The organism is Achromobacter sp. Marseille-Q4954 (assembly GCF_943737025.1).
Lineage (GTDB): Bacteria > Pseudomonadota > Gammaproteobacteria > Burkholderiales > Burkholderiaceae_B > Achromobacter > Achromobacter bronchisepticus_A.
On record NZ_CALSFQ010000002.1, the window covers coordinates 1,181,967 to 1,204,765 of the forward strand.

Below are 22,799 nucleotides of genomic sequence, written 5' to 3' on the forward strand. Positions count from 1 at the left end.
ATGTCTGGCGTCCGACTTTCCAAACGTTCCGCCGCGCTGCTCCTGGCCGGCACCGTCTGTGCCGCCGCAGCCGCCATCACCGTACTGCCCGCGCGCTGGCTGCTGGCCGTGCTGCCGGACAAGGCGCCGGTCACGCTGGCCGACGCCAGCGGCACCTTGTGGCGCGGCAGCGCCTGGATCGCGCTGGGACCTCCCGGCGCGCGCCGCATGTTGCCGCAACCGGTGCAGTGGCAATGGCGCTGGGACGCGCTCGCGCTGGATATCTCCCACCCCTGGCTGCAAGGTCCCTTGCGCGCGACGCCCGCCTGGAACGGCGTGTCGGTGCCGGCCCAGTCGCTGCGCGCGCCCGCCTCCATCCTGTCCGCGCTGGGCGCGCCGTGGAACACCATCGCCCCGCAGGGCACGCTGGAAATCCGCTGGCAGCCGCTGCGGCTGGGCGCGGCCCTGCCCGCAGGCCCGGTGGCCGAACTGCGCTGGCGCAACGCCAGCACCGCGCTGACGCCGGTGGCGCCCGTGGGCTCGTATCTGCTGCGGGTGCAAGGCGGCAAGTCAGGCGCCACGCTGGCCCTGAGCACGGAAAGCGGCCTGCTCGAGGTCACCGGCCAGGGCAGCGCAGGCGGGCGCGGCGGCCTGAAGTTCCGGGGCCAGGCGACCTACGCCGACGCCGCGCGTGAAGCGGACCGGGCGGCGCTGGATGGACTGTTGTCGGCGCTGGGGCGGCGTTCGGGGGATGTTACGACCTTCGGGACATGAACCAGAGAAGGCAAGCTCGGCACTAGACTATGCGTTGTTAGGTACAAGTAATTAGCCCACGGAGCCTGTCATGAGCATCTCGTCCGCCAATGTGATTCCGTTGTCCCAAGCTCGAGCCAATTTGTCCCAGTTCGCTGATCAGGTCAAGTCCGGAGGTGAGAAGATCATCACCAAGAAAGGTGAAAGCTACGTCGCGCTGATCGACGCCGAGCGGCTGGACCACTACCAGCGACTGGAACAGGAACGCATCCACCTGCTGTTGATCGACGATGCTAGCCGGAGCTTGTCCGATGTTGCGGCCGGCAAGCTCAAGGACGCGCTAAGCGCGGTGTCGGCCCTCAAGCACCGCCAGCTTTCCTTCGACTTTCCAGACCGCTGGCGGGTATAGACACTAGGCATCCCGCGTCACCCGCAGGATTTCCTCGGGCGAAGTCTGCCCGCTGTCGACCCAGCGCTGTCCGTCCTCGCGCATGGTGCGCATGCCTGACGCGGCCGCCGCGCGCCGCAGTTCGCGTTCGTCGCGTCCTTCGTGGATCAGCCGGCGCGCCTCGTCGTCCACCGTGAAGAGTTCGTGGATGCCGGAACGCCCGCTGTAGCCGGTATGGTTGCAGGCGTCGCAGCCCACGGGACGGAACACGCGAGCGCCGTCCTGCATGGCGGGCTGCTTGCACGCCGGGCACAGCTTGCGCACCAGGCGTTGGGCCAGTACGCCCAATAGCGACGACGCCAGCAGGAAGGGTTCGACCCCCATGTCCGTGAGCCGGGTCACGGCGGACACCGAGTCGTTGGTGTGCAGCGTGGCCAGCACCAGGTGGCCGGTGAGCGAGGCCTGCACCGCGATCTGCGCGGTCTCCAGGTCGCGGATTTCGCCGATCATGATGACGTCGGGGTCCTGCCGCAGGATCGCGCGCAGGGCCAGCGCGAAGCTCATGTCGATCTTGGCGTTGACCTGCGTCTGGCTGATGCCGGCCAGGTCGTACTCGATCGGGTCCTCGACCGTGAGGATGTTGCTCGTAGAGGCGTCCAGGCGGCTGAGCGCCGCGTACAGCGTGGTGGTCTTGCCGCTGCCGGTGGGTCCGGTCACCAGCACGATGCCGTGCGGCTGGCGGATCAACCGGTCCAGCTGGCCCAGCACGCCCGCATCCATGCCCAGCTTTTCCAGCTGCAGGCGCCCCGCTTCCTTGTCCAGCAGGCGCAGCACCGCGCGTTCGCCGTGTCCGGTGGGCAAGGTGGACACGCGCACGTCGATGGGCCGTCCGCCCACGCGCAGCGCAATACGGCCGTCCTGCGGCAAGCGCTTTTCGGCGATGTCCAGGTGCGCCATGATCTTGATGCGCGAGATCAGCGCGGCATGCAGCGCCTTGCGCGGCGACACCACGTCGCGCAGGGTGCCGTCGACCCGGTAGCGCACCACCGAGTGGGTCTCGAAGGGTTCGATGTGGATGTCGCTGGCGCCGTCGCGCGCCGCCTGGGCGAACAGCGCGTTGATCATGCGGATCACGGGCGCGTCGTCCTGGGCCTCCAGCAGGTCAGCCACCTCGGGCATGTCCTGCATCAGGCGGTCCAGGTCGATCTCGTTCTCGGCCACGCCCATGACCGAAGCCGCGTCTTCCGAGTGGCTGTAGGCCGCGGTCAGCAGGGTTTCCAGCGCCTGGTCGTCGACCTGCGCCAGTTCGATGTCGCCGTGGCAGCGGCGGATCTCGCGCACCGCCCATTCCGGCGTGCGCGGGCTGACGGTCAGGCGGGCCTGGCCGCCGCGCAGCGACAACATCGCGCGCTGCGCCCGGGCCCAGGCATAAGGCAAGGGATGCGCGCTCATAGCAGCGTATCGGGGTCCACGGCCACGCTGTGCATCAGCGTGCGCGACACGCGGATGGCGTCCGAAGCGTCGCGCGCAGACTCCGTGCCGGGATACTGGCGCACCGCGAAGGACTGGGCCGTGACCGGCGCCGGCCGGCGCAACGTTTCGGCCTGATGTTCCGGGCGCAGGTCATAGGCGTTGTTCGACACCGAAGGCGCGGAGCCCGGCGCCGGCAGCATCGGCGCCTGCATGTCGGGCAGCGCCCAGTGCTGGCCTGGCTGCACCGCCGCCTGCGCGCGGCGCATGTAGTCGTAGCGGTCCATGGTGACGCCCGCCGTGCGATTGGCGTCGCGCACCACGTAGGGACGCAGGAACACCATCAGGTTGGTCTTGGTGCGCTTGCGCGAATCGTAGCGGAACAACGAGCCGATCACGGGCAAGGATCCCAGGAGCGGCACGCTGTTGGTGGAGAGCGTGACGTTGTCTTCCAACAGGCCGCCCAGCACGATGATCTGGCCGTCGTCGATCAGCACGCTGGTGTCGATGGCGCGCTTGTTGGTCACGATGCCAGTGGTGGAGTTGGAGCGGCTTTCGTCGATGCTGCTGACTTCCTGGTAGATGTCCAGCTTTACCGCGCCGCCCTCGGAAATCTGCGGCCGGATGTTCAGCTTCAGGCCCACGTCCTCGCGTTCGATGGTCTGGAACGGATTGGTGCTGCCGTTGCTGCCCGACGTCACGTACTGCCCGGTCACGAACGGCACGGTCTTGCCCACCAGGATGCTGGCCGATTGGTTGTCCAGGGTCAGCAGGTTGGGCGTGGACAGGATGTTGGCTTCGCCGGTGTTCTCCATGGCGCGCGCCAGCACGCCCAGGTTGATCACCTTGTTGCCCAGCACGTCGACCGTGCCCTTGACCACCCCCAGGCTCAGGCCGCTGCCGATGCCGTCGATGGTGGTCGGCCCCTTGCCGGTGATGCCGCTGCCGCCCAGGTTGGTGCCGCCGATGAAGCTGGTGCCGTCGCTGTTGATGTTGCCGGCGCCCGTCATCCACTGGATGCCGAACTCCGCCGCCTTGGCCTCGCTGACTTCCACGATCAGGCTTTCCACCAGCACCTGCGCGCGACGCTGGTCGAGCTGGTCGATGACTTCACGCAGGCTGCGGTACAGCGGCTCGGGCGCGGAGATGATGAGCGAGTTGGTGGCCGGGTCGGCCTGGATGGTGGCGCCGCCGGCCGAATACGACACGGCCTGCGTGCTGTTGTCTTCGCGCGAGATGCGTTCCTGCTCGCCCGACAATCCGCCTTTGTTCGAACCCGACATGCCGGCCATGCCCGCCGCCTGGGCAGCCATGCCTGGCGCGGCGTTCTGCGTGCGCGCTCCGCCCTGCGCCGCCGCTGGCGCCACCCGTGGCGCCAGGCGCGGAATTCGCCTGCCCGGTCAATAGCCCGCCCAGCACCTCGGCGATGCGCGTGGCCTGCGCGTTGCGCATGTAGACCACGTGCAGATTGCCGGCGCGGTTCTGCTGCGCGTCCAGCTTCATGATGAGATCGCGCGCCAGCCGGGTGCGCGCCGGGCTGCCGGAACGCACCAGCACGCTGTTGCTGCGCGGATCGGCCACCACGGCGATGCGCTGCGTCGGATCGCTGCTTTGCGTATCCAGCAGTTGCGAGGCCAGGATGGCGAGGTCGGTGGCGACGGCCGAACGCACCGGCACCACGTCCGTGTCGATCGAGCTGGGCACGTCGATGCGCGCAATGACCTGCGCGATCCGTTCCAGGTTATCGGCGTAGTCCGTCACCACCAGCGTGTTGTTGCCGGGATAGGCGTTGATCGGGTTATTGGGCGGCACCATGGGGCGCAGCACCGGCACCAGGTTGGCGGCGTTCTCGTACTTCAGGGGGAACACGCGGGTCAGCATTTCGCCACTGCTGCCCTTGGCGAACGCGGACACCGGCACGGGACCACGGCCCGCGCCGCCGGCAGGCGCGCCGCCCACGGCTTGCGCGGGACGTGCGCTGCCCGCCACCACGCTGCCTTGCAGCTTGCCGTCGGCCTCGGGCACCACGCGCGTCACGCCGTCCACATCGACGATGGCAAAGCCCTGCATGCGCAGCGCGCCCGTCAGCATCGACAACGCCTGCGCGCTGTCCACGGGACGGTCCGACACCAGCGTCAGCTTGCCCTTGACGCGCGGATCCACCAGGAAGTTGCGCTGCGTGAACAGCGACAGCGCGCGCAGCACGGCGGGGATGTCGGTGTCGACGAAATTCAGACTGACGCGATTGTCGGTCTGTTGAGCATGGACTGTGCTGGCCGCGGGTCCGAGCTGGCTTGCGGCGAGCAGTACCGCAAGGCTGAATTGCGCAATATGACGCATGACGGGATAGGTGCCTGAAACGTGAAATCGTGTGAAAAAACGTGAAAGCGCGTCGGAGTATACGGGGTGACAGTGCAACACTACGGTCATAATTCGCAGGCATCGTAGCGGCCTTGAAACCCTTTAAATTCGGGGCTTTGCGCGTTTTTTTCATGCGCGCTGGCCATGCTTTCCAGATGCCTTCCTTCCGTTACGAAGCCACCGACGCGTTGGGGAAGATCGTGCGCGGCACGATCGACGCCGACAGCGAACGCGGCGCCCGCAACCAGCTGCGCGGCCGCGGCCTGCTGCCGCTGTCCACGTCCCTCGCGGCGCGCGCCGAAGGCTTCGGCGCATCGCTGCGCACGCGCCTGTCGGATGCGGATCTGGCCTGGCTCACCCGCCAGCTCGCCAGCCTGCTGGCCGCGAGCCTGCCGCTGGACGCGGCCCTGAGCGCCACGCTGGAGCAGGCCGAGAAAAAACACATCGCCGCTACGCTGGGCGGCGTGCGCGACGATGTGCGCGCGGGCCACAAGCTGTCGACCGCCCTGGCCGCGCGGCCGCGCGACTTCCCGGAGATCTACCGCGCGCTGATCGGCGCCGGCGAAGAATCGGGCGATCTCGCGCAAGTGATGGAGAAGCTGGCGGACTACATCGAGGAGCGCAACGCCTTGCGCAGCAAGGTGCTGACCGCGTTCATCTATCCGGCGGTGGTGGCCTGCGTGTCGGTGATCATCGTGATCTTCCTGCTGGGCTATGTGGTGCCGCAGGTGGTGTCGGCGTTCAGCCAGGCCAAGCAGGAGCTGCCGCTCCTGACGCGCATCATGCTGGCGCTGTCGGACTACGTGCGCGAATGGGGCGTCGCGACCGGCGCGGCGCTGGCGGCCGCAGTTGCGCTGTGGCGCTACGCGTTGCGCGCGCCCGCCGCGCGGCGCGCCTGGCATGCGCGCGTGCTGAAGCTGCCCTTGGCCGGGCGCTTCGTACTGGGCGTGAATGCCGCGCGCTTCGCGTCCACGCTGGCGATCCTCTCGGGCAGCGGCGTGGCGTTGCTGACGGCCCTGGAGGCGGCGCGCCGCACCCTGGGCAACGATGTGCTGCGCCAGGCCGTGGACGAAGCCTCGGCGCGCGTGCGCGAAGGCGCGTCGCTATCGGCATCCTTGGGCGCGCAAAAGGTGTTTCCTTCGCTGCTGGTGCATCTGATCGCCAGCGGCGAGAAGACCGGCCGCCTGCCTGAACTGCTGGACCGCGGCGCGCAGAACCTGTCGCGCGATCTGGAGCGGCGCGCCATGGCCATGACGGCGCTGCTGGAACCGGCGCTGATATTGCTGATGGGGGGATTCGTGCTGCTGATCGTGCTGGCGGTGATGAGCCCGATCCTGGAGATGAACCAGCTCATCCGCTAGGCCGGAAAATGCGTTGCGGGCTTGGTGCGGCAGGATCCTCGCCGCGCCAAGCCCGCAACATCCTGCCGCGGTCTCGCGGCCGCCGGCGGATCCGGCCAGCCGCAAGTCCCGTGGAACTTATAGCGCCTCTTCGTCGCTCTCGCCCGTGCGGATGCGGATGGCCTGTTCGACCGGAGTGACAAAGATCTTGCCGTCGCCGATCTTGCCGGTGCGGGCAGCCTTGACCACAGCCTCGATGGCGGCTTCGACCTGGCTGTCGGGCAGCACCACTTCCACGCGGATCTTGGGCAGGAAGTCCACCACGTACTCGGCGCCGCGGTAAAGCTCGGTATGGCCTTTCTGGCGGCCAAAACCCTTGACTTCGGTAACGGTCAGGCCGCTGACGCCGACTTCGGCCAGCGCTTCGCGGACTTCGTCGAGCTTGAAGGGTTTGATGATGGCGGTGACTTGTTTCACGTTGGTCGTCCTGGGTTTTGATCTGTTGCGGCGCCCTGGCTAGGTATGGCTGCAGGGCGCATCGGATAAGAGAATACCACCCGCGGGGACCCGGACGCCGGGTCCCCCTTGGGCGGGAAATCCCGGTCAGGCCTCGTCGGGAATGCGTTCGGCGTCGCGCATCCACACCGCCGACTCGGAGTCGCTGGGCGCGCGCCAGTCGCCGCGCGGCGACAGCGAACCGCCGGAGCCGACCTTGGGCGCGTTGGGCACGCAGGTGCGCTTGAACTGGCTGAGGCGGAAGAAACGGTCCAGGAAAATCTTAAGGTTGCGCTTGATGGCCGTCAGATCGTACTGGTTGCGGGCCACGTGGCCGCCCTCGGGCCAGGCGCCGGCCTCGCGGTCGCGCCAGGCCGCCAGCGCCAGAAACGCCACCTTGGTCGGCGCAAAGCCGTAGCGCAGCGTGTAGTACAGGTTGAAGTCCTGCAGTTCGTAGGGGCCGATGGAGTCTTCGCTCTTTTGCACCGGCTTGTCGTCGGCTCCGCCCGGCACCAGTTCGGGACTGACGTCGGTGCCCAGCACGTCCAGCAGCACCTGCGCCCCCTCCTCGCCCAGGCGGCCGGATTCGGCGACCCAGCGCACCAGGTGGGTGATGAGCGTCTTGGGTACGCTGGCGTTGACGCTGTAGTGCGACATGTGGTCGCCCACGCCGTAGGTGCACCAGCCCAGGGCCAGCTCGCTCAGGTCGCCTGTGCCGATGACGATGGCGTTGTTGAAATTCGCGATGCGGAACAGGTGGTTGGTGCGTTCGCCGGCCTGCACGTTCTCGAAGGTGATGTCATAGACCGGCTTGCCGTCGGCATAAGGATGGCCCAGGTCCTTGAGCATCTGCAGGCAGCTGGGCCGGATGTCGATCTCGGAAGCCGTGCACCCCACCACCTCCATCAGCTTGCGCGCCTGCTGCAGCGTGCGCGAGCTGGTGGCAAAGCCCGGCATGGTGACGGCCAGGATATTGGCGCGCGGCAGGTCCAGCGCGTCCATGGCCTTGGCGCAGACCAGCAGCGCATGGGTGGAATCCAGCCCGCCGGAAATGCCGATGACGACCTTGGACATGCGGCTGGCCGACAGGCGCTGGACCAGGGCCTGCACCTGGATGCTGTAGACCTCCTTGCAGCGGGCATCGCGGCGCTGCGGGTCGGCCGGCACATAGGGAAAGCGCGCCACGCGCCGCTCCAGCGGCAGCTCGGCGTCTTCCAGCGGCGGATTCACGGGCACCGCCACACTGCGGAATTTGCGGACTTCGTCCTGATGGCGGCGCACGGACTGGCCGAAGGTGGTCTGGCGCATGCGTTCGCGCGACAGGCGTTCGAGGTCCACGTCCGCGAACAGCAGATGGGAATGACCGAGGAAACGTTCGGATTCGCCCAGCAGTTCGCCGTTTTCGTAGATCAGCGCCTGGCCGTCCCAGGCCATGTCGGTGGAGGACTCGCCCCGCCCGGCGGAGGTGTACATGTAGGCCGACAGGCAGCGCGCCGACTGCTGCGCCACCAGTTGGTGGCGATATTCGGACTTGCCGACCACGATATTGGAGGCCGACAGGTTCACCAACACGGTGGCGCCCGCCAGCGCGGCGTAGGAAGACGGCGGGATCGGCACCCAGACGTCTTCGCAGATTTCGACGTGGAACTGGAACAGCGGCAGCTTTTCCATCTGGAAGACCAGCTCGGAGCCGAACGGCACGGTCTGCCCCAGCAGGCTGATCTCGGACACGGCTGCGCAATCCCCGGCGCTGAACTGGCGCGCTTCGTAGAATTCGCCGTAGTTGGGCAGGTAGCTCTTGGGCACCACGCCCAGCACGCGGCCGCCGGCGGCGACCACGGCGCAATTGAACAGCTGGTGGGCCACGCGCAGCGGCGCGCCGACCACGACGGCGATGTCCATTTCCGCGGTTGCCGCCACCACCTGGGCCAGCGCGGCCTCGCATTCGTCCAGCAAGACCTTCTGGTGGAACAGGTCGTCGCAGGTATAGGCGGACAGGCCCAGCTCGGGAAACGCCGCCAGCACCGCGCCGCCCTGGGCGGCCTGCTGCGCCAGCGCGATGGTCTGGGCGGCATTGAACGCGGGGTCCGCGACCTTGCATTCGGGCACGCCGACGGCCACCCGGGCAAAGCCGTGGGAATACAGGTTGAAGAACGGGTTCGACATCGGGTCTATCGCCTGGGATTTCAACGCCTGGATTATCTCACGGGGCCACCCGCCGGCCCCGCCCCGGCGCCTTGCCGCGCCCGCTGTCCGCTAGCGCGGCATCTTCTCGTCGGTCAGTCCGCGTTCCGACGGCGCGGCCAGGCCCGGACGGCCGCCTTCACCGGCCAGCGCAGCCTGCAAGGCGCCTTCGCGCAGGTGGACGCCCATCGCGCCGATGTCGGCGCCGGACGGCTGCTGGTACAGGCGCAGGCCCAGTTCGGGCAGGATGGCCAGCAGATGGTCGAAGATGTCGCCCTGGATGCGCTCGTACTCGACCCAGGCGGTGACGGCGGTAAAGCAATAGACCTCGACCGGGATGCCCTCGGAGGTGGGCTCCATCATGCGCACCATCATCGCCATGTCCTGGCGGACCTCGGGATTCTGCTTCAGGTAGGCCAGCGCATAGGCGCGCAAGGTGCCGATATTGGTCAGGCGGCGGCGGTTGGCCGGCACGCTGGCCAGTTCGCCCATGGTCTGGTTGGCCTGGGCGATATCGTGGGTCTTGGCCTGCAGGTAGTCGTGCAAGAGGCGAAAACGCATCAGCCGCTGCGCCTCGTCGTCGGTCAGGAAGCGCACGCTGGCCGAGTCGATGCGGACGGTGCGCTTGATGCGCCGTCCGCCCGATTCGAACATGTGGCGGTAGTTGCGGTAGCTCTCCGAGAACAGCTTGTAGGTGGGCACCGTGGTGACGGTGTTGTCCCAGTTCTGCACCTTGACCGTGTGCAGCGCGATGTCCTTGACGAAGCCGTCGGCGTTGGACTGCGGCATTTCGATCCAGTCGCCGATGCGCAGCATGTCGTTGCTGGTCAGCTGGGTGCTGGCCACCAGCGACAGCAGCGTGTCCTTGAACACCAGCAGCAGCACGGCGGACAGCGCGCCCAGGCCGGAAATCATCCAGAGCGGCGAGCGGTCGATCAGGATGGAAAGCACCAAAACGGTGCATACCGCCATCAGGATCAGCTTGCCGATCTGGATATAGCCCTTGATGGAGCGGGTCTGCGCCCGGGTGGTGGCGGAATAGGTATCCTGCCAGGCGCTCAGCACCCCGGAAAACGCCATGAACACGCAGATCCAGGCGCCGGCATGCGCCAGCCGCCCGACGATGGTCACCGCCCGCTCGACATGCGGCACCAGGTCTATACCCAGCGACACCACCGCGAACGGCACCGCATACCAGAGGTTCTGGTAGGCGCGGCGGCGTTGCAGGGCCTTGTCCCAGTCGCCGCGGCCGCTCAGCACCAGCACGCGGTGCGCCAGCAGCAACACGACCCGCGCCACCACCCACTGCACGAACAACGCGGCCAGGATCAGCGCGCCGATCCCGATCAAGGTCTGCGCCCAGGCTTCGCGCGGCAGATGGGTATCCAATTGGGTGACCAGTTCTTCCCATTCCAGGGGCATAGACTCTCTTCCTGCTCTAAGGTCTTGAAACTAATCCAGGATTATCCGACAAAGGCCAGGCTCGAGGGTTCGCCCCCGCGGAACCTGCGGCCGGCGCCGCCGGCCTTGCGCGCCAGGCCCTATAATTCTGTCCATCATGGCAAACACTCCCTCCCCCGATCAAAACCAGTTCGCCAACAAGGCGCAGGCCTGGTCCGCCCGGTTCTCGGAACCGGTTTCCGAACTCGTCAAGCGCTATACGGCGTCCGTGGATTTCGACAAGCGCCTGGCGCGCTACGACATTCAAGGTTCGCTCGCGCACGCGGACATGCTGGCCGCCCAGGGCATCATCGGCGCCCAGGACCTGGCCGACATCCAGCGCGGCATGACGCAGATCCTGTCCGAAATCGACGCCGGCAGCTTCCAATGGCTGCTCGACCTCGAAGACGTGCACCTGAACATCGAAAAGCGCCTGGTGGAACTGGTGGGCGACGCGGGCAAGCGCCTGCACACCGGTCGTTCGCGCAACGACCAGGTCGCCACCGACATCCGCCTGTGGCTGCGCGCCGAAATCGACAACCTGCTGGACCTGCTGCGCCAGCTGCGCCACGCCCTGGCCACGGTGGCGCTGGACAACGCCGGCACCATCATGCCCGGCTTCACGCACCTGCAGGTCGCCCAGCCCGTCACCTTCGGCCATCACCTGCTGGCCTATGCCGAAATGTTCGGCCGCGACGCCGAGCGCCTGGCCGACTGCCGCCGCCGCGTGAACCGCCTGCCGCTGGGCGCCGCCGCCCTGGCCGGCACGTCCTACCCGATCGACCGCGAGCGCGTCGCCAAGACCCTGGGCTTTGACGGCGTGTGCCGCAATTCGCTGGACGCCGTGTCCGACCGCGACTTCGCCATCGAATTCTGCGCCGCCGGCGCGCTGATCATGACGCACGTCTCGCGCCTGTCCGAAGAGCTGGTGCTCTGGATGAGCCCGCGCGTGGGCTTCATCGACCTGGCCGACCGCTTCTGCACCGGCAGCTCGATCATGCCGCAGAAAAAGAACCCCGACGTGCCCGAGCTGGCCCGCGGCAAGACCGGCCGCGTCAACGGCCACCTGGTCGCCCTGCTGACCCTGATGAAAGGCCAGCCCCTGGCCTACAACAAGGACAACCAGGAAGACAAGGAAGGCCTGTTCGACACCGTCGACACCGTGCGCGACACGCTGACGATCTTCGCGGACATGGCCGGCGGCATCAAGGTCAAGGCCGACAACATGCGCGCCGCCGCCCTGCAGGGCTTCGCCACCGCCACCGACCTGGCCGACTACCTGGTCAAGCGCGGCGTGCCGTTCCGCGACGCCCACGAAGTGGTGGCCCACGCGGTGCGCGACTGCGAACAGCGCGGCTGCGACCTGGCCGACCTGTCGCTGGACGAACTCAAGGCCTACCACGCCAGCATCGGCGACGACGTGCACCAGGTCCTGACCCTGGAAGGCTCGGTCGCGGCCCGCAAGCACGTGGGCGGCACCGCCCCGGAGCGCGTTGCCGAGGAAGCCCGCCGCGTGCTGCAGGAAACGGCGGAATAAGCCTGGCTTTTCGATGCAAGATGATCGGCCCCGTTATCGGGGCCGATTTTCATTGGAGCGCGGGACTTGCAGGTGTGCCAGCCTCAGGCAATCGACACGTCCAGACGGCGCCCTAGCTGCCCAAGGGCAGATTCGACTTGCTCGATCCGGGATGCGTGCCGCACGTTGAGCAAGCGGTCCACTTGCGGCATGTGAACCCCCATGCGCCTCGCCAACTCGGCCTTGCGCACCCCCTGAAGAATCATCTCGTTCGACAGAAAGACCTTGCTGGTGACCAAGGCGGGCAAGGTTACTGACGCCTGACCCTTGGCAGGCTTGGAGGGCATGGGAATGGGGCGGCGCGCCTCGAAGTAGATCTCCAGCGCAGCTTCGAGCGCCTCTTCGGCGTTGATCGCCGCCTCATCGGCGTCCTGTCCCACGGTGAGCGCTTCTGGAATATCAGGAAACTGGACTAGCCACGTATCGTTGGTGTCGCGAGTCAGGGTGTAGGGATAGGTCAGCATTCAGGCTTCCTGTTCGATGAGAGTGCCAGGCAAGACCGTTTGCGTGACGCGCATCCGGCGTGCTGAACGCACAACGTCATTTCAAACCGAGCTGTTTCTTGATTTCGCTTTCCAGATGCTTGCCCATTTCCTTGGACCCGTGATGTGGAAAGATCGTGGTCACGCCGTTCAAGGTAACCCGGTAATGGCTGCTGCCTGACTTGTGCGGCACAAACACAGCCCCTTGTCGTTCCAGCCATCTCTTGAACTCGCTGTACTTCATGACCAATGGCCACGGCTTGATTGAGCATAAACAAAAATGTTGAATAAATAAACAGAAGTGTTTACTTGAGCCGTTCTCCTCCCGCTATGAGCGTAGAAGACGTAGGGACAACGCGGCGTAGAGGTGTCACTTTCTCGGACCGAACGATATTGCGGCCACCCGCTAGACGATACTGAGCGACTCCCCCAGCATCTCCACCACCGCATCCACCTTGGGCAACAACTGCTTGCCCAGCGGCCACGCCAGGTACAGCGGCAGGCCTTCGGTGGCCAATTGCGGCAGCACTTCGACCACCCGCCCATCGCGCAAGGCGTCGGCCGCCAGCCAGGTCGCCAGTTGCGCGATGCCGAAGCCGGCGGCGACGGCGTCGACCTGGGCTTCGGCGCTGTCAAGCAGCATCACGCCGTCGATCGGCCGCAGGCTGGCGGGTCCGGCGTCCTGCGCGATGCGCCACACCGGGGACTCCCCGTCCGCGCGGCCGTAGGCCACCGCGTCATGCTGCGCCAGGTCGTCGGCGGTGAGCGGCGTGCCGCGTTGCGCCAAGTATTGCGGCGAAGCGCAGAAAATCACGCGTTCCGAACCCAGGTAACGATGGCCCAGGCCGGGCGCCCACTGCTGCGGCCCGCCGATGCGCACGGCCACGTCTATGCCTTCGGCGGCCAGATCCACATGACGGTCCGTGAACGACACTTGCGCCCGCAACAGCGGATGGCGCTTGGCGAACTGCAACAGCAGCGGCAGCGCGACCCTGCGGCCGAAGGTCGCGGGCAGGTCCAGGCGCAGGCGGCCGGCCGGTTCCTGGCGCTGCGCCGCCAGCACCGCTTCGGCGTCCTGCAATTCGGCCAGTACGCGCACGCAGGTGCGGTAGTAGGCGCTGCCCGCATCCGTCAGCGCCAGGCGGCGGGTGCTGCGTTCGAACAGGCGGGTGCGCAGGCGGGCTTCCAGCCGCGCGACGCTCTTGCCCACCGCCGACGCGGTGAGGTGGAGCCGGTCAGCGGCGGCGGTGAAGCTGCCCGCGTCCGCGGTGGCGACGAAAGCTTCGATGCCTTTCAGGCGTTCGGACGGGATCATGGCGGCGATTATTAATGAATCAGATTCCTTAATCCAAGGAATAAATACCTGAGATAAGAAATTCTATCTCCAATATCGTTCAAGACCGTCTTGCTCTTGAACCCATCCATGCTCGAAACCTCCCTGGCATCTCCATCCGTCCCCGCCCGCTCCGCCACGCTATCCATCGCCATCCTCGCCGTCGCGGCCTTCGTCATCGTTTCCACGGAGTTCCTGATCGTGGGACTGCTGCCCGAACTGGCCCGCGACCTGTCCATCTCCGTATCCGCTGCGGGCCAGCTTGTAACCCTGTTCGCATTCACCGTGATGCTGTCGGGGCCCTTGCTGACGGCGGCGCTATCGCACGTGGAGCGCAAGCGCCTGTTCGTCGCGATCCTGCTGGTCTTCGCCGCCGCCAATGCGCTGGCCGCTGCCGCGCCCAACATCTGGGTGCTGGCAGTGGCGCGCTTCATACCCGCGCTGGCCCTGCCGGTGTTCTGGGGCACGGCCAGCGAAGCCGCGGCGCAACTGGCCGGCCCCCGCCGTGCCGGACAGGCGGTGGCGCGCGTCTACCTGGGCATTTCCGCCGCGCTGCTGTTCGGCATTCCGCTAGGCACCCTGGCGGCCGCGTCCATAGGCTGGCGCGGCAGTTTCTGGGGACTGGCAGCGCTGTCCCTGGCGCTGGCCGCCTTGATGTGGGCCTGCATGCCGACCTTGCCGCGCCCGCCGCGCGCGGGCCTGCGCGAGCAGGCGCGGATACTGCGCGACCCTCGCATGCTGGCCCACATCGCCCTGTCCGTCGCGGTGTTCACCGCGATGTTCACTGCCTACACCTATCTCGCCGATGTGCTGGAACGTATCGCCGGCGTGCCGCCGGCGCAGGTGGGTTGGTGGCTGATGGGGTTTGGCGCGGCGGGCCTGGCGGGCAACTGGCTGGGCGGACTGGCGGCGGACCGCAATCCGCTGGCCGCGACCCTGGCGTTCACGCTGCTGCTGGGCCTGGGCATGATGGCCGCCGTGCCGCTGGCGTCGACGCCAGCCGGGCTGCTGCCGGCGCTGGCCGCCTGGAGCATCGCCAATACCGCGCTGTATCCGGTGTGCCAGGTGCGCGTGATGCAGGTCGCGCCGCAAGCCCAGGCCATGGCGGGGACGCTGAACGTGTCGGCAGCCAATGCCGGCATTGGCGCCGGCGCCATGCTGGGCGGATGGGCGATCGCGCAATGGGGGCTGGGCAGCGTGGGCTATATCGCCGGGGCCGTGGCGCTGCTGGCGGCCCTGGCGGTTCCTGCCGTCGCCCGTCCGCGGCCATCCGTCAAGGTCTGATCCCGAATCGCACGAGCGGCCACCGGGCGCCCGGAGGCTGGAAACCCGGCAGCAGCAGCTGCAACCCCGAACGCAGGCGTGTTGCTCAGCGCCTGCCCGCCTCCGGCATACAGGCCGGCACGGCGCATGCGGCCGGCGCCTTGATCAGGAACTCCTTCAGGCTGGCCACGTTGTTCTTCTTGAAGATGCGGTTCTTGTAGGTGACCACGGTGGTGGGCGACAGGCCCAGCTCGCGCCCCACTTCCTTCGCGGTATGGCCCTGGCGCAGCAGGTCCGCCACCTGGATCTCGCGCAGCGACAGTCCGCTGCACCAGGACGGCGCGCGCGGCGCGTCCGCTTGCACGCGGCACAACTGGTGATGGCGCCGCGCCAGCGCGATCAGCAAGGGCGCACGCCCGCGCATCAGCTCGGCCACGTTCGGCGAATGGGCGTGCGAGAAATACAGGTTCAGGTAGCTGATGCCCTCGTCGCGGCAGCCGATGAGCGAGATCTTGCTGGCGAAGCCCGGGCGCTCGAACAGCAGGCGGCGGTACTCGTCATCCGCGATGCGTTCGGGCGACGCGGTCTGGACGACCAGGTCGGGATGATGGCCGGGCCGGCAGGCCATGTCGCGCAGCAGGCCGTAATTGGGGTCGCGCCGGTAGAACTCGTTGTCCACGAATACGTTGGTGGTCCATTCGATCAGGGACTGGTTCAGCAGGCTGGCGGCCGACGAATACTGCACCGAGCCTTCCTGGCCGTAGAACACGTGCGACACGTGGTCGGCGGCCACGGTTTCGCGCAGCGCCAGCAGCAGCGCGGCATGGAACATCGGACCGCCCAGGTCCATGACGGCGGACTCGGCCCAACGGTCCGGCCCCCCGCCCGCGGGCATAGGGTTGTTTGTCTCTTCCATGGTGTCGTTTTCCCCCGCTTGCGCGTGTTTTCCCGATTCTAAGGTCATCCCCCGCCGCCGCGATGTCCTCTTCCGTGAGGACATGACGGGCCCGCGCGGCGCTCCTAGAGTGGGGCCTGCAACAAACCACATCGAACTAGGGAAAACGATGAAAGAGCTTCCCATCTATCCATACGTCAGGCCCGAGGAAATGGACCGCCCGCGCCGCGATCCGCATCCGGTGGCGGTCGTGGGGGCCGGATTGACCGGGCTGACGCTGGCGCTGGACCTGGTGCGGCGGGGCATCCCCGTAGTCGTGCTGGACGACGACAACACCGTCGGCGTGCGCGGCCTGGCCTCGCGCGGCATGGTCTGGGCGCAGCGCACGCTGGACATCTTCGACCGGCTCGGCATGGCCGGCGACGTGGTCGGCAAGGGCGTGCGCTGGAACGTGGGCCGCGTGCTGTGCCGCGACATGGCGGTGGCGTCCTTCACGCTGCAGGACCAGCCCGACATGCGCCACAACGGCTTCGTCAACCTGCAGCAGTACTACCTGGAAGCCTTCCTGGTGGACGCGCTGATGCGCGAGCCGCTGGCCGAGCTGCGCTGGCTGAACCGCGTCGCCGGCATCGAACCGCAAGCGGACGGCCCGGCGACGCTGCAGGTGGAGACGCCCGACGGCCCCTACCCGTGCCGCGCGCAATGGGTCGTCGCCTGCGACGGCGCCAAGAGCGCGGTGCGCGGCATGCTGGGCCTCAGCCCGCGGGTGTACGACCAGACCGAGGACCGCTGGATCATCATCGACATCGTGCTGCGCGACACCACCTGGCCGGAGGAACGCTGGACCTGGCTGGACGCGCGCAGCAACCATGGCCGCGCGGTCTGGCGCCACAAGATGGCCGACGATACCTGGCGGCTGGATTTCCAGCTGCGCGCGGACGAAGACCCGGCCGAGGCGGCCACCGACGCGGCCATGCGCCAGCGCGTCTGGGACCTGCTGGGCGAACGCGTGGAATTCGACATCGCCTGGCACGGCGTCTGGGCCTACCGCCATGAATGCCTGGACAGCCTGCGCCACGGCCGCGTGCTGTTCGCGGGCGACTCGGCCCACCTGGTCGCGCCGTTCGGTGCGCGCGGCGGCAACGGCGGCATCCAGGACGCCGACAACCTGGGCTGGAAGCTGGCCCTGCTGCTGCAATGCCGCGCGGGCGACTCACTGCTGGACACCTACAGCGTGGAGCGCAAGCACGCGGCGATGGAGAACATCCGCCAGGCGCGCCGCTCCTCGCGCTTCGTCTACCCGGGCGCGGCCCCCTCGGCCGCGCTGTGGCGCGACGCCATCATCGACCTGGCGCCGCGCCACGCCACCGCCGCCCGCATGATCAACACCGGCCGCCTGTGCATGCCGGCCGTCTATCCGGCGTCGGCGTTGGCGCGGGGCGCGCACGCCCTGGCCGGGCGCGCGCTGCCCAACGTGGTGCTGCGGCAAAGCGACGGCCTGACCCTGCATGGGCTGCTCGGCCCCTGGTTCACCGTGCTGGTGTTCGGCGATGCCCTGCCCGCCGGCGCGGAGGACGGCGACGGCCTGCTGCGCTGGATCGCCGTCGGCCCGCTTTGCGATGAGCGCGGACGCGCCGCCCTGGCGCACCAGCTCGGCCAGACGCTGGACGGCGAGGCCTGGCTGCTGCGCCCCGACCAGCATGTCATGGCCGCGGCCACGCCCGAGACGCGCGATCCCGAGGCCGTGCAGGCCTGGATCAACGCGGCGCTGGATGCCCCCGGTGCCTGTCCCGAACCCCTGCCCGAGGCCCGCGGCCTCTACCGCTCAACCGGAGGCGCCAGCCATGCCGCTATCCCAGCAACAGCTTGACGACCTGCTCGAGCGCCTTATCGCGCTGACCAACGTGCCCGACCCCGCGGCCCAGCGCGACAGCCTGGCCCGGCTGTCGCTGCTGCTCATCGAAGCCGTGGACGACGCGGCCCGGGTGCAGGCGGCGGTCGACGAGATGCTGGCGAGCCAACCCGGTTCGCCCGCCTTGAACATTCCATGAACCACGGAGACGGCGCCATGACGCTGCAATCCCCCCCCGCCTGCCCCGCCATCCAGGGCCTGCATCACTTCGCCTGGCGCTGCCGCGACGCGGAGGAAACCCGGCATTTCTACGAAGACATCCTGGGCCTGCCACTGGTGCATGTGGTCAAGGAAGAACGCGTGCCCTCCACCGGCGAACACTGTCCCTTCGTGCACCTGTTCTTCGAATTCGCCGACGGCTCCCACATCGCCTTCTTCGACCTGGGCGACAACGGACTGAGCCAGCCCGATCCCGCCACGCCGCGCTGGGTCAACCACTTCGCCATGGAAATCGGCGGCGAAGCCGAGCTGGAACGGATGCGCCAGCGGCTGCTGTCCCACGGCGTCGACGTGGTGGGGCCGACCGACCACCACTTCATCCGCTCGATCTATTTCTTCGACCCCAACGGCATCCGGCTCGAACTGACCCTGCGCCTGCCCGTGGACGACTACGTGGCTCGCAAGCGCCGCAGCGCCCATGACGACCTGGCCGCCTGGACCCGCGACAAGGCCGCCGGGCTGATGCCCGGCGCCAGCGGCACCAGCAGCCAGCAGCGCGGCCAGGCCCACGCCAGCTGAAACGCCCACTTTCCATTCATCAAAGGAACACCATGAGCAAACCCTTCGCCTCCCAGGCCGACCTGGCGGAAAAGAAGATCTCCTTCGAGCGCCTGTCCGACAACGCCTACGCCTACGTGGCCGACGGCGACCCCAACTCGGGCGTGATCATCGGCGACGACAGCGTGATGGTGGTCGACGCGACCGCCACCCCGGCCATGGCGCAGGCGCTGATCCAAGCCATCCGCGGCGTCACCGACAAGCCCATCCGCCACGTGGCGCTGACGCACTACCACGCCGTGCGCGTGCTGGGCGCGTCCGCCTTCGTGGCCGAGGGCGCGGCCAACGTGTACGCCAGCCGCGGCACGCATGAGCTCATCGTCGAACGCGGCCAGGCCGACATGGACTCGGAGATCGGCCGCTTCCCGCGGCTGTTCCAGTCCGCCGAGACCATCCCCGGGCTGACCTGGCCCACCGTGGTGTTCGAGCGCGAGCTGACCGTGTTCCTGGGCAGCCTCGAAGTGCGCATGCTGCACCTGGGCGCCGGCCACACCCGGGGCGACTCCATCGTCTGGATTCCGTCGCAGGGCATCTGTTTCTCCGGCGACCTGGTGGAATTCAACGCGGGCGTGTACACGGGCGATGCCTACCTGTCGGACTGGCCCGCCACGCTGGACGCGTTGCAAGCGCTGCAACCGCGCCAGATGGTGCCGGGCCGCGGTCCCGCCCTGACCACGCCCGCCGCCTGCCGCGAGGCCATCGGCTACACGCGCAGCTGGGTCGAAACGCTGTACGGCTGCGCCCGCCAGGGCGTGGAGCAAGGCAAGAGCCTGAAGCAGGTCTATGAAGACACGCGCCGCGTCATGGACCCCGAGTTTGGCCACGTCGTCATCTACGAACACGCCATTCCCTTCGACGTTTCGCGCGCTTATGACGAGGCCAGCGGCATCGCCGATCCGCGCGTCTGGACCGCCCAGCGCGACCGCGACATGTGGGCGGAACTCACCGCCTGATCCCCGCACGACGAGGCCCCGCCGCGGGCCTGCCTTTCCGATACGGAGCACCTGAAGATGAAACTCGCCACCCTGACCAACGGCGCCCGCGACGGCGCCCTGGCCGTCGTCGACCGCAACCTGACCCGCATGCGCACCGTGCCGCACATCGCCGCCACCTTGCAGCAGGCGCTGGACGACTGGGCCCGCGCCGCGCCGCTGTTGCAGGCCGAATACGAGTCGTTGAACGCAGGCGACGGCGCCAGCCTCCCCTTCGACCCTGCCCGCTGCGCCGCCCCCCTGCCGCGCGCCTACCAATGGCTGGACGCGTCGGCCTACCTGAACCACGTGGAATTGACGCGCCGCGCCCGCGGCGGCGAGATGCCGCCTTCGTTCCTGACCGATCCGCTGATGTACCAGGGCGCCTCGGATGACTTCATGGGCCCTTGCGAAGACATCACCGCCGCCAGCGAGGAACTGGGCGTGGACCTGGAGGCGGAGATCGTGGTCGTGACCGACGACGTGCCGCTGGGCGTGGACCCGGACGCGGCGCTCGAACACGTCGTGCTGCTGGGCCTGGTCAACGACGTGACCCTGCGCAACGTGGTGCTGCCCGAGCTGTCCAAGGGCTTCGGCTTCCTGCAGGGCAAGCCGGCCTCGGCGCTGTCGCCCGTGCTGGTCACACCCGACGAGCTCGCGCCCTACTGGCGCGGCGGCAAGCTGCACCGCGCCATGCAGGTGTGGCTAAACGGCCGGCAGATCGGCCAGCCCCAGGCGGGCGAGGAAATGCAATTCCATTTCGGCGAACTGATCGCGCACGCGGCCCGCACGCGCCGCCTGGGCGCCGGCACCCTGGTGGGCAGCGGCACCATTTCGAATGCCAGCGACGCCGCCGGCGTGTGCTGCCTGGTCGAGGCGCGCGTGCGGGAAAAGCTGCGCGACGGCGAAATGCGCACGCCCTTCCTCAAGCACGGCGACCGGGTGCGCATCGGCATGCGCGACGACGCGGGCGCAAGCCTGTTCGGCGACATCGACCAGCAGGTGCGCATTCCCGGCACGCGCCCAATGCCTGGCGCCGTATCGGCCGGTACGCCCGAAACTGCCGCCGCCTGACCGGAGACCGCCGTGGCCGATACGCCTGCCCTCACCCTGCACAGCTACTGGCGCAGTTCCGCGGCCTACCGGGTCCGCATCGCCCTGGCCTTGAAGGACCTGCCTTACCGGCAGGTCACCTGGCACATGGTCAAGGGCGAACACCAGCAGCCCGCCTACCGATCGCTGGCGCCCTTCGGCCTGGTGCCCATGCTGGAAATCGACGGCCTGCGCCTGCAGCAGTCGCTGGCCATCATCGAGTACCTGGACGAGCGCCATCCCGGCGCGCCGCTGCTGCCGGCCGATCCGGCGCTGCGCGCGCAAGCCCGCGCACTGGCGCAATTGATCGCCTGCGAAATGCATCCGCTCAACAACCTGCGTGCGCTCAAGCGCCTGCGCGCCCAGTTCGGCGCGGATGACGAACAGATCCAGGACTGGTACCGCCACTGGTGCGCCGAAGGCTTCCAGGCCTTCGAGGCGGCGCTGCCCTCGGCGCAGGACGGCCGCTACGCGCTGGGCGCCGCGCCCACGCTGGTCGAGTGCTACCTGATCCCGCAGGTCTACAACGCCTTGCGCTACGGCGCGGACCTGACGCCCTTCGAGCGGGTCCGCGCCATCGTCCAGGCCTGCGCCGGCCTGCCCGCGTTCGTAGCGGCCCGTCCGGAAAACCAACCCGACGCGCCGCAGAGCGCGGCGGCCTAGGCAACACCCCCGAATAAGAAGCTGAACCGCCGCATTCCCCCCACGGAGACAATCATGCAGACAGAAATCCCCGCCGACGGCGCCGCCGTCGCAGCCCCCGGCCGTTCCGCGTCCGGCCCGCTGGTCAGCGCCGACGACCGCAAGGTGCTGGCCGCCACGCTGGTCGGCTCGGCCATCGAGTGGTACGACTATTTCATCTACGTCCAGGCGGCCGGCCTGGTGCTGGGCTCGCTGTTCTTCGCGCCTTTCGCCAAGGAGAACCCGGAACTGTCGTTGATCCTGTCGTTCGCGACCGTGGGCGTGGCCTTCCTGTTCCGGCCGCTGGGCGCCATCGTCTGCGGCCATCTGGGCGACCGCTACGGCCGCAAGCGGGTGCTGGCGGCCACGCTGATCCTGATGGGCGTGTCCACGGCGCTGATCGGCGTGCTGCCCACCTATGCGCAGATCGGCATCTGGGCGCCGGTGATGCTGGTGACGCTGCGCGTGCTGCAAGGCTTCTCCGCTGGCGGCGAATGGGGCGGCGCGGCCCTCATGGCGGTCGAGCACGCGCCCCGCGACCGGCGTTCGCTGTTCGGCGCCTTTCCGCAGATCGGCGTGCCGCTGGGCATGATCGTCGCCACCGGCGTGCTGTGGTGCATTACCTCGTTGGTCGGCCCCGACAATTTCATGGCCTGGGGCTGGCGGGTGTCCTTCCTGCTGTCCATCGCGCTCATCGTCGTCGGCGTCTTCATCCGCCGCGCGGTCGAGGAATCCCCCGTGTTCCTGGAGATGCAGTCGCGCCGCAGCCATTCCTCTGCGCCGCTGGGCACGCTGTTGCGCAAGCATCCGCGCCAGATCCTGCTGACCACGCTGATCTTCGTGGGCAACAGCACGGCCGGCTACCTGCTGGTCGGCTTCTTCATCAGCTACGGCAGCCGGGCGCTGCGCATGCCGCCGCAGCAGGTGCTGATGATCTGCACGCTGGCCGCGGCCTGCTGGCTGGGCACCACGCTGCTGGGCGGCTGGCTCGGCGACCGCATCGGCCGCGTGCGCACCTTCCAGCTCGGCTACGTGCTGCTGGCGCTGTGGGCGGTGCCGATGTGGTCCTTCGTCGACTCCGGCGACGTCATGCAATTCGCCTTCGCCCTGGCCGTGCTGTCGGTGCCGCTGGGCCTGACCTATGGCCCGCAGGCCGCGCTGTACGCCGAGATGTTTCCGGCCGACGTGCGCTACTCGGGCGTGTCGGCGGGCTACGCGCTGGGCTCCATCCTGGGCGGCGCCTTCGCCGCGATGATCGCGCAGTCCATCATCACCGCCACCGGACAGTCCTGGCATGTGGGTGTCTACGTCATCGCCATGGCCTTGGTGTCCTTCGTGGCCGTGAGCCTGGTCAAGGACCGGCCCGGCGTCACGCTGCACGCCGACTGAACTTGATCCTCTGCTGAC

The 22,799-nt window shown here is 68.1% G+C and carries 20 protein-coding genes and 1 pseudogene; 12 read left to right on the forward strand and 9 right to left on the reverse strand.

Annotated elements, in window-relative coordinates:
- The gene (gspN, locus tag NGK62_RS23480) at positions 1-753 is read left to right on the forward strand and encodes a type II secretion system protein N (RefSeq protein WP_251880601.1); all 753 of its coding nucleotides are present in this window, start codon (positions 1-3) and stop codon (positions 751-753) included.
- A gap of 70 nt (positions 754-823) precedes the next feature.
- Positions 824-1,141, forward strand: coding sequence for a type II toxin-antitoxin system Phd/YefM family antitoxin (locus tag NGK62_RS23485; RefSeq protein WP_251880604.1), 318 nt, complete (start codon positions 824-826; stop codon positions 1,139-1,141).
- Between the two features lie 3 nt (positions 1,142-1,144).
- Here NGK62_RS23485 and gspE read toward each other — a convergent pair whose 3' ends face one another.
- Together gspE and gspD are read right to left on the reverse strand one after the other, a co-directional pair.
- Entirely contained in the window at positions 1,145-2,572 is a 1,428-nt protein-coding gene (gene gspE, locus NGK62_RS23490; protein ID WP_251880606.1) for a type II secretion system ATPase GspE, read from the reverse strand.
- Positions 2,569-4,930: pseudogene (gene gspD, locus NGK62_RS23495) on the reverse strand (type II secretion system secretin GspD). The gene gspE and the pseudogene gspD overlap by 4 nt, the downstream one beginning before the upstream one ends.
- Before the next feature lie 176 nt (positions 4,931-5,106).
- On the opposite strand from gspD, the gene gspF reads away from it, so the two are divergent.
- Positions 5,107-6,312 carry a type II secretion system inner membrane protein GspF gene (gspF, locus tag NGK62_RS23500; protein WP_059374497.1) on the forward strand — a complete coding sequence of 402 codons (1,206 nt, stop codon included), beginning with the start codon at positions 5,107-5,109 and terminating at the stop codon, positions 6,310-6,312.
- A gap of 117 nt (positions 6,313-6,429) precedes the next feature.
- On the opposite strand, the gene NGK62_RS23505 is transcribed toward gspF, so the two are convergent.
- From NGK62_RS23505 to NGK62_RS23515, 3 genes are all read right to left on the reverse strand, one after another.
- Positions 6,430-6,768 carry a P-II family nitrogen regulator gene (locus NGK62_RS23505; RefSeq protein WP_013393295.1) on the reverse strand — a complete coding sequence of 113 codons (339 nt, stop codon included), beginning with the start codon at positions 6,766-6,768 and terminating at the stop codon, positions 6,430-6,432.
- A 126-nt stretch (positions 6,769-6,894) separates the two neighbouring features.
- Positions 6,895-8,952, reverse strand: a complete 2,058-nt coding sequence (locus NGK62_RS23510; protein WP_251880607.1) for an NAD(+) synthase — start codon at positions 8,950-8,952, stop codon at positions 6,895-6,897.
- 90 nt (positions 8,953-9,042) lie between these two features.
- Positions 9,043-10,392 (reverse strand): mechanosensitive ion channel family protein, encoded by a 1,350-nt coding sequence (locus tag NGK62_RS23515; RefSeq protein ID WP_118934652.1) that lies wholly within the window; start codon positions 10,390-10,392, stop codon positions 9,043-9,045.
- Between the two features lie 136 nt (positions 10,393-10,528).
- Here NGK62_RS23515 and argH point away from each other — a divergent pair, with 136 nt between their 5' ends.
- Positions 10,529-11,947: an argininosuccinate lyase gene (argH, locus tag NGK62_RS23520; RefSeq protein ID WP_054456589.1), complete on the forward strand. Its 1,419-nt coding sequence runs from the start codon at positions 10,529-10,531 to the stop codon at positions 11,945-11,947.
- An 83-nt stretch (positions 11,948-12,030) separates the two neighbouring features.
- On the opposite strand, the gene NGK62_RS23525 is transcribed toward argH, so the two are convergent.
- From NGK62_RS23525 to NGK62_RS23535, 3 genes are all read right to left on the reverse strand, one after another.
- Positions 12,031-12,450: a type II toxin-antitoxin system HicB family antitoxin gene (locus NGK62_RS23525; protein WP_173149634.1), complete on the reverse strand. Its 420-nt coding sequence runs from the start codon at positions 12,448-12,450 to the stop codon at positions 12,031-12,033.
- Between the two features lie 76 nt (positions 12,451-12,526).
- Entirely contained in the window at positions 12,527-12,712 is a 186-nt protein-coding gene (locus NGK62_RS23530) for a type II toxin-antitoxin system HicA family toxin (protein WP_119449491.1), read from the reverse strand.
- A gap of 162 nt (positions 12,713-12,874) precedes the next feature.
- Positions 12,875-13,783: a LysR family transcriptional regulator gene (locus NGK62_RS23535; RefSeq protein ID WP_251880608.1), complete on the reverse strand. Its 909-nt coding sequence runs from the start codon at positions 13,781-13,783 to the stop codon at positions 12,875-12,877.
- A 108-nt stretch (positions 13,784-13,891) separates the two neighbouring features.
- On the opposite strand from NGK62_RS23535, the gene NGK62_RS23540 reads away from it, so the two are divergent.
- The gene (locus NGK62_RS23540; protein ID WP_251880609.1) at positions 13,892-15,085 is read left to right on the forward strand and encodes an MFS transporter; all 1,194 of its coding nucleotides are present in this window, start codon (positions 13,892-13,894) and stop codon (positions 15,083-15,085) included.
- 85 nt (positions 15,086-15,170) lie between these two features.
- Here the strand turns inward: NGK62_RS23540 and NGK62_RS23545 are convergent, their stop codons facing one another.
- On the reverse strand, positions 15,171-15,980 hold the full coding sequence (locus NGK62_RS23545; protein ID WP_118934660.1) for a helix-turn-helix transcriptional regulator: 810 nt from the start codon (positions 15,978-15,980) through the stop codon (positions 15,171-15,173).
- Between the two features lie 148 nt (positions 15,981-16,128).
- Between NGK62_RS23545 and NGK62_RS23550 the strand changes: the two genes are divergently transcribed.
- The 7 genes from NGK62_RS23550 to NGK62_RS23580 are packed head-to-tail and all read left to right on the forward strand — an operon-like array spanning position 16,129 to position 22,781.
- Positions 16,129-17,829: an FAD-dependent oxidoreductase gene (locus tag NGK62_RS23550; RefSeq protein ID WP_251880610.1), complete on the forward strand. Its 1,701-nt coding sequence runs from the start codon at positions 16,129-16,131 to the stop codon at positions 17,827-17,829.
- Positions 17,804-18,010, forward strand: coding sequence for a hypothetical protein (locus NGK62_RS23555; protein WP_054456585.1), 207 nt, complete (start codon positions 17,804-17,806; stop codon positions 18,008-18,010). Before NGK62_RS23550 ends, NGK62_RS23555 begins: the two co-directional genes overlap by 26 nt.
- Positions 18,007-18,609 carry a VOC family protein gene (locus NGK62_RS23560; RefSeq protein WP_251880611.1) on the forward strand — a complete coding sequence of 201 codons (603 nt, stop codon included), beginning with the start codon at positions 18,007-18,009 and terminating at the stop codon, positions 18,607-18,609. Before NGK62_RS23555 ends, NGK62_RS23560 begins: the two co-directional genes overlap by 4 nt.
- 32 nt (positions 18,610-18,641) lie before the next feature.
- Positions 18,642-19,601, forward strand: a complete 960-nt coding sequence (locus NGK62_RS23565; protein WP_059374304.1) for an MBL fold metallo-hydrolase — start codon at positions 18,642-18,644, stop codon at positions 19,599-19,601.
- 57 nt (positions 19,602-19,658) lie between these two features.
- Positions 19,659-20,693 (forward strand): fumarylacetoacetate hydrolase family protein, encoded by a 1,035-nt coding sequence (locus NGK62_RS23570; protein WP_251880612.1) that lies wholly within the window; start codon positions 19,659-19,661, stop codon positions 20,691-20,693.
- Between the two features lie 12 nt (positions 20,694-20,705).
- Positions 20,706-21,374 carry a maleylacetoacetate isomerase gene (gene maiA, locus NGK62_RS23575; protein ID WP_251880613.1) on the forward strand — a complete coding sequence of 223 codons (669 nt, stop codon included), beginning with the start codon at positions 20,706-20,708 and terminating at the stop codon, positions 21,372-21,374.
- 54 nt (positions 21,375-21,428) lie between these two features.
- Positions 21,429-22,781, forward strand: coding sequence for an MFS transporter (locus NGK62_RS23580; RefSeq protein ID WP_187524041.1), 1,353 nt, complete (start codon positions 21,429-21,431; stop codon positions 22,779-22,781).
- Positions 22,782-22,799: the final 18 nt, after the last annotated feature.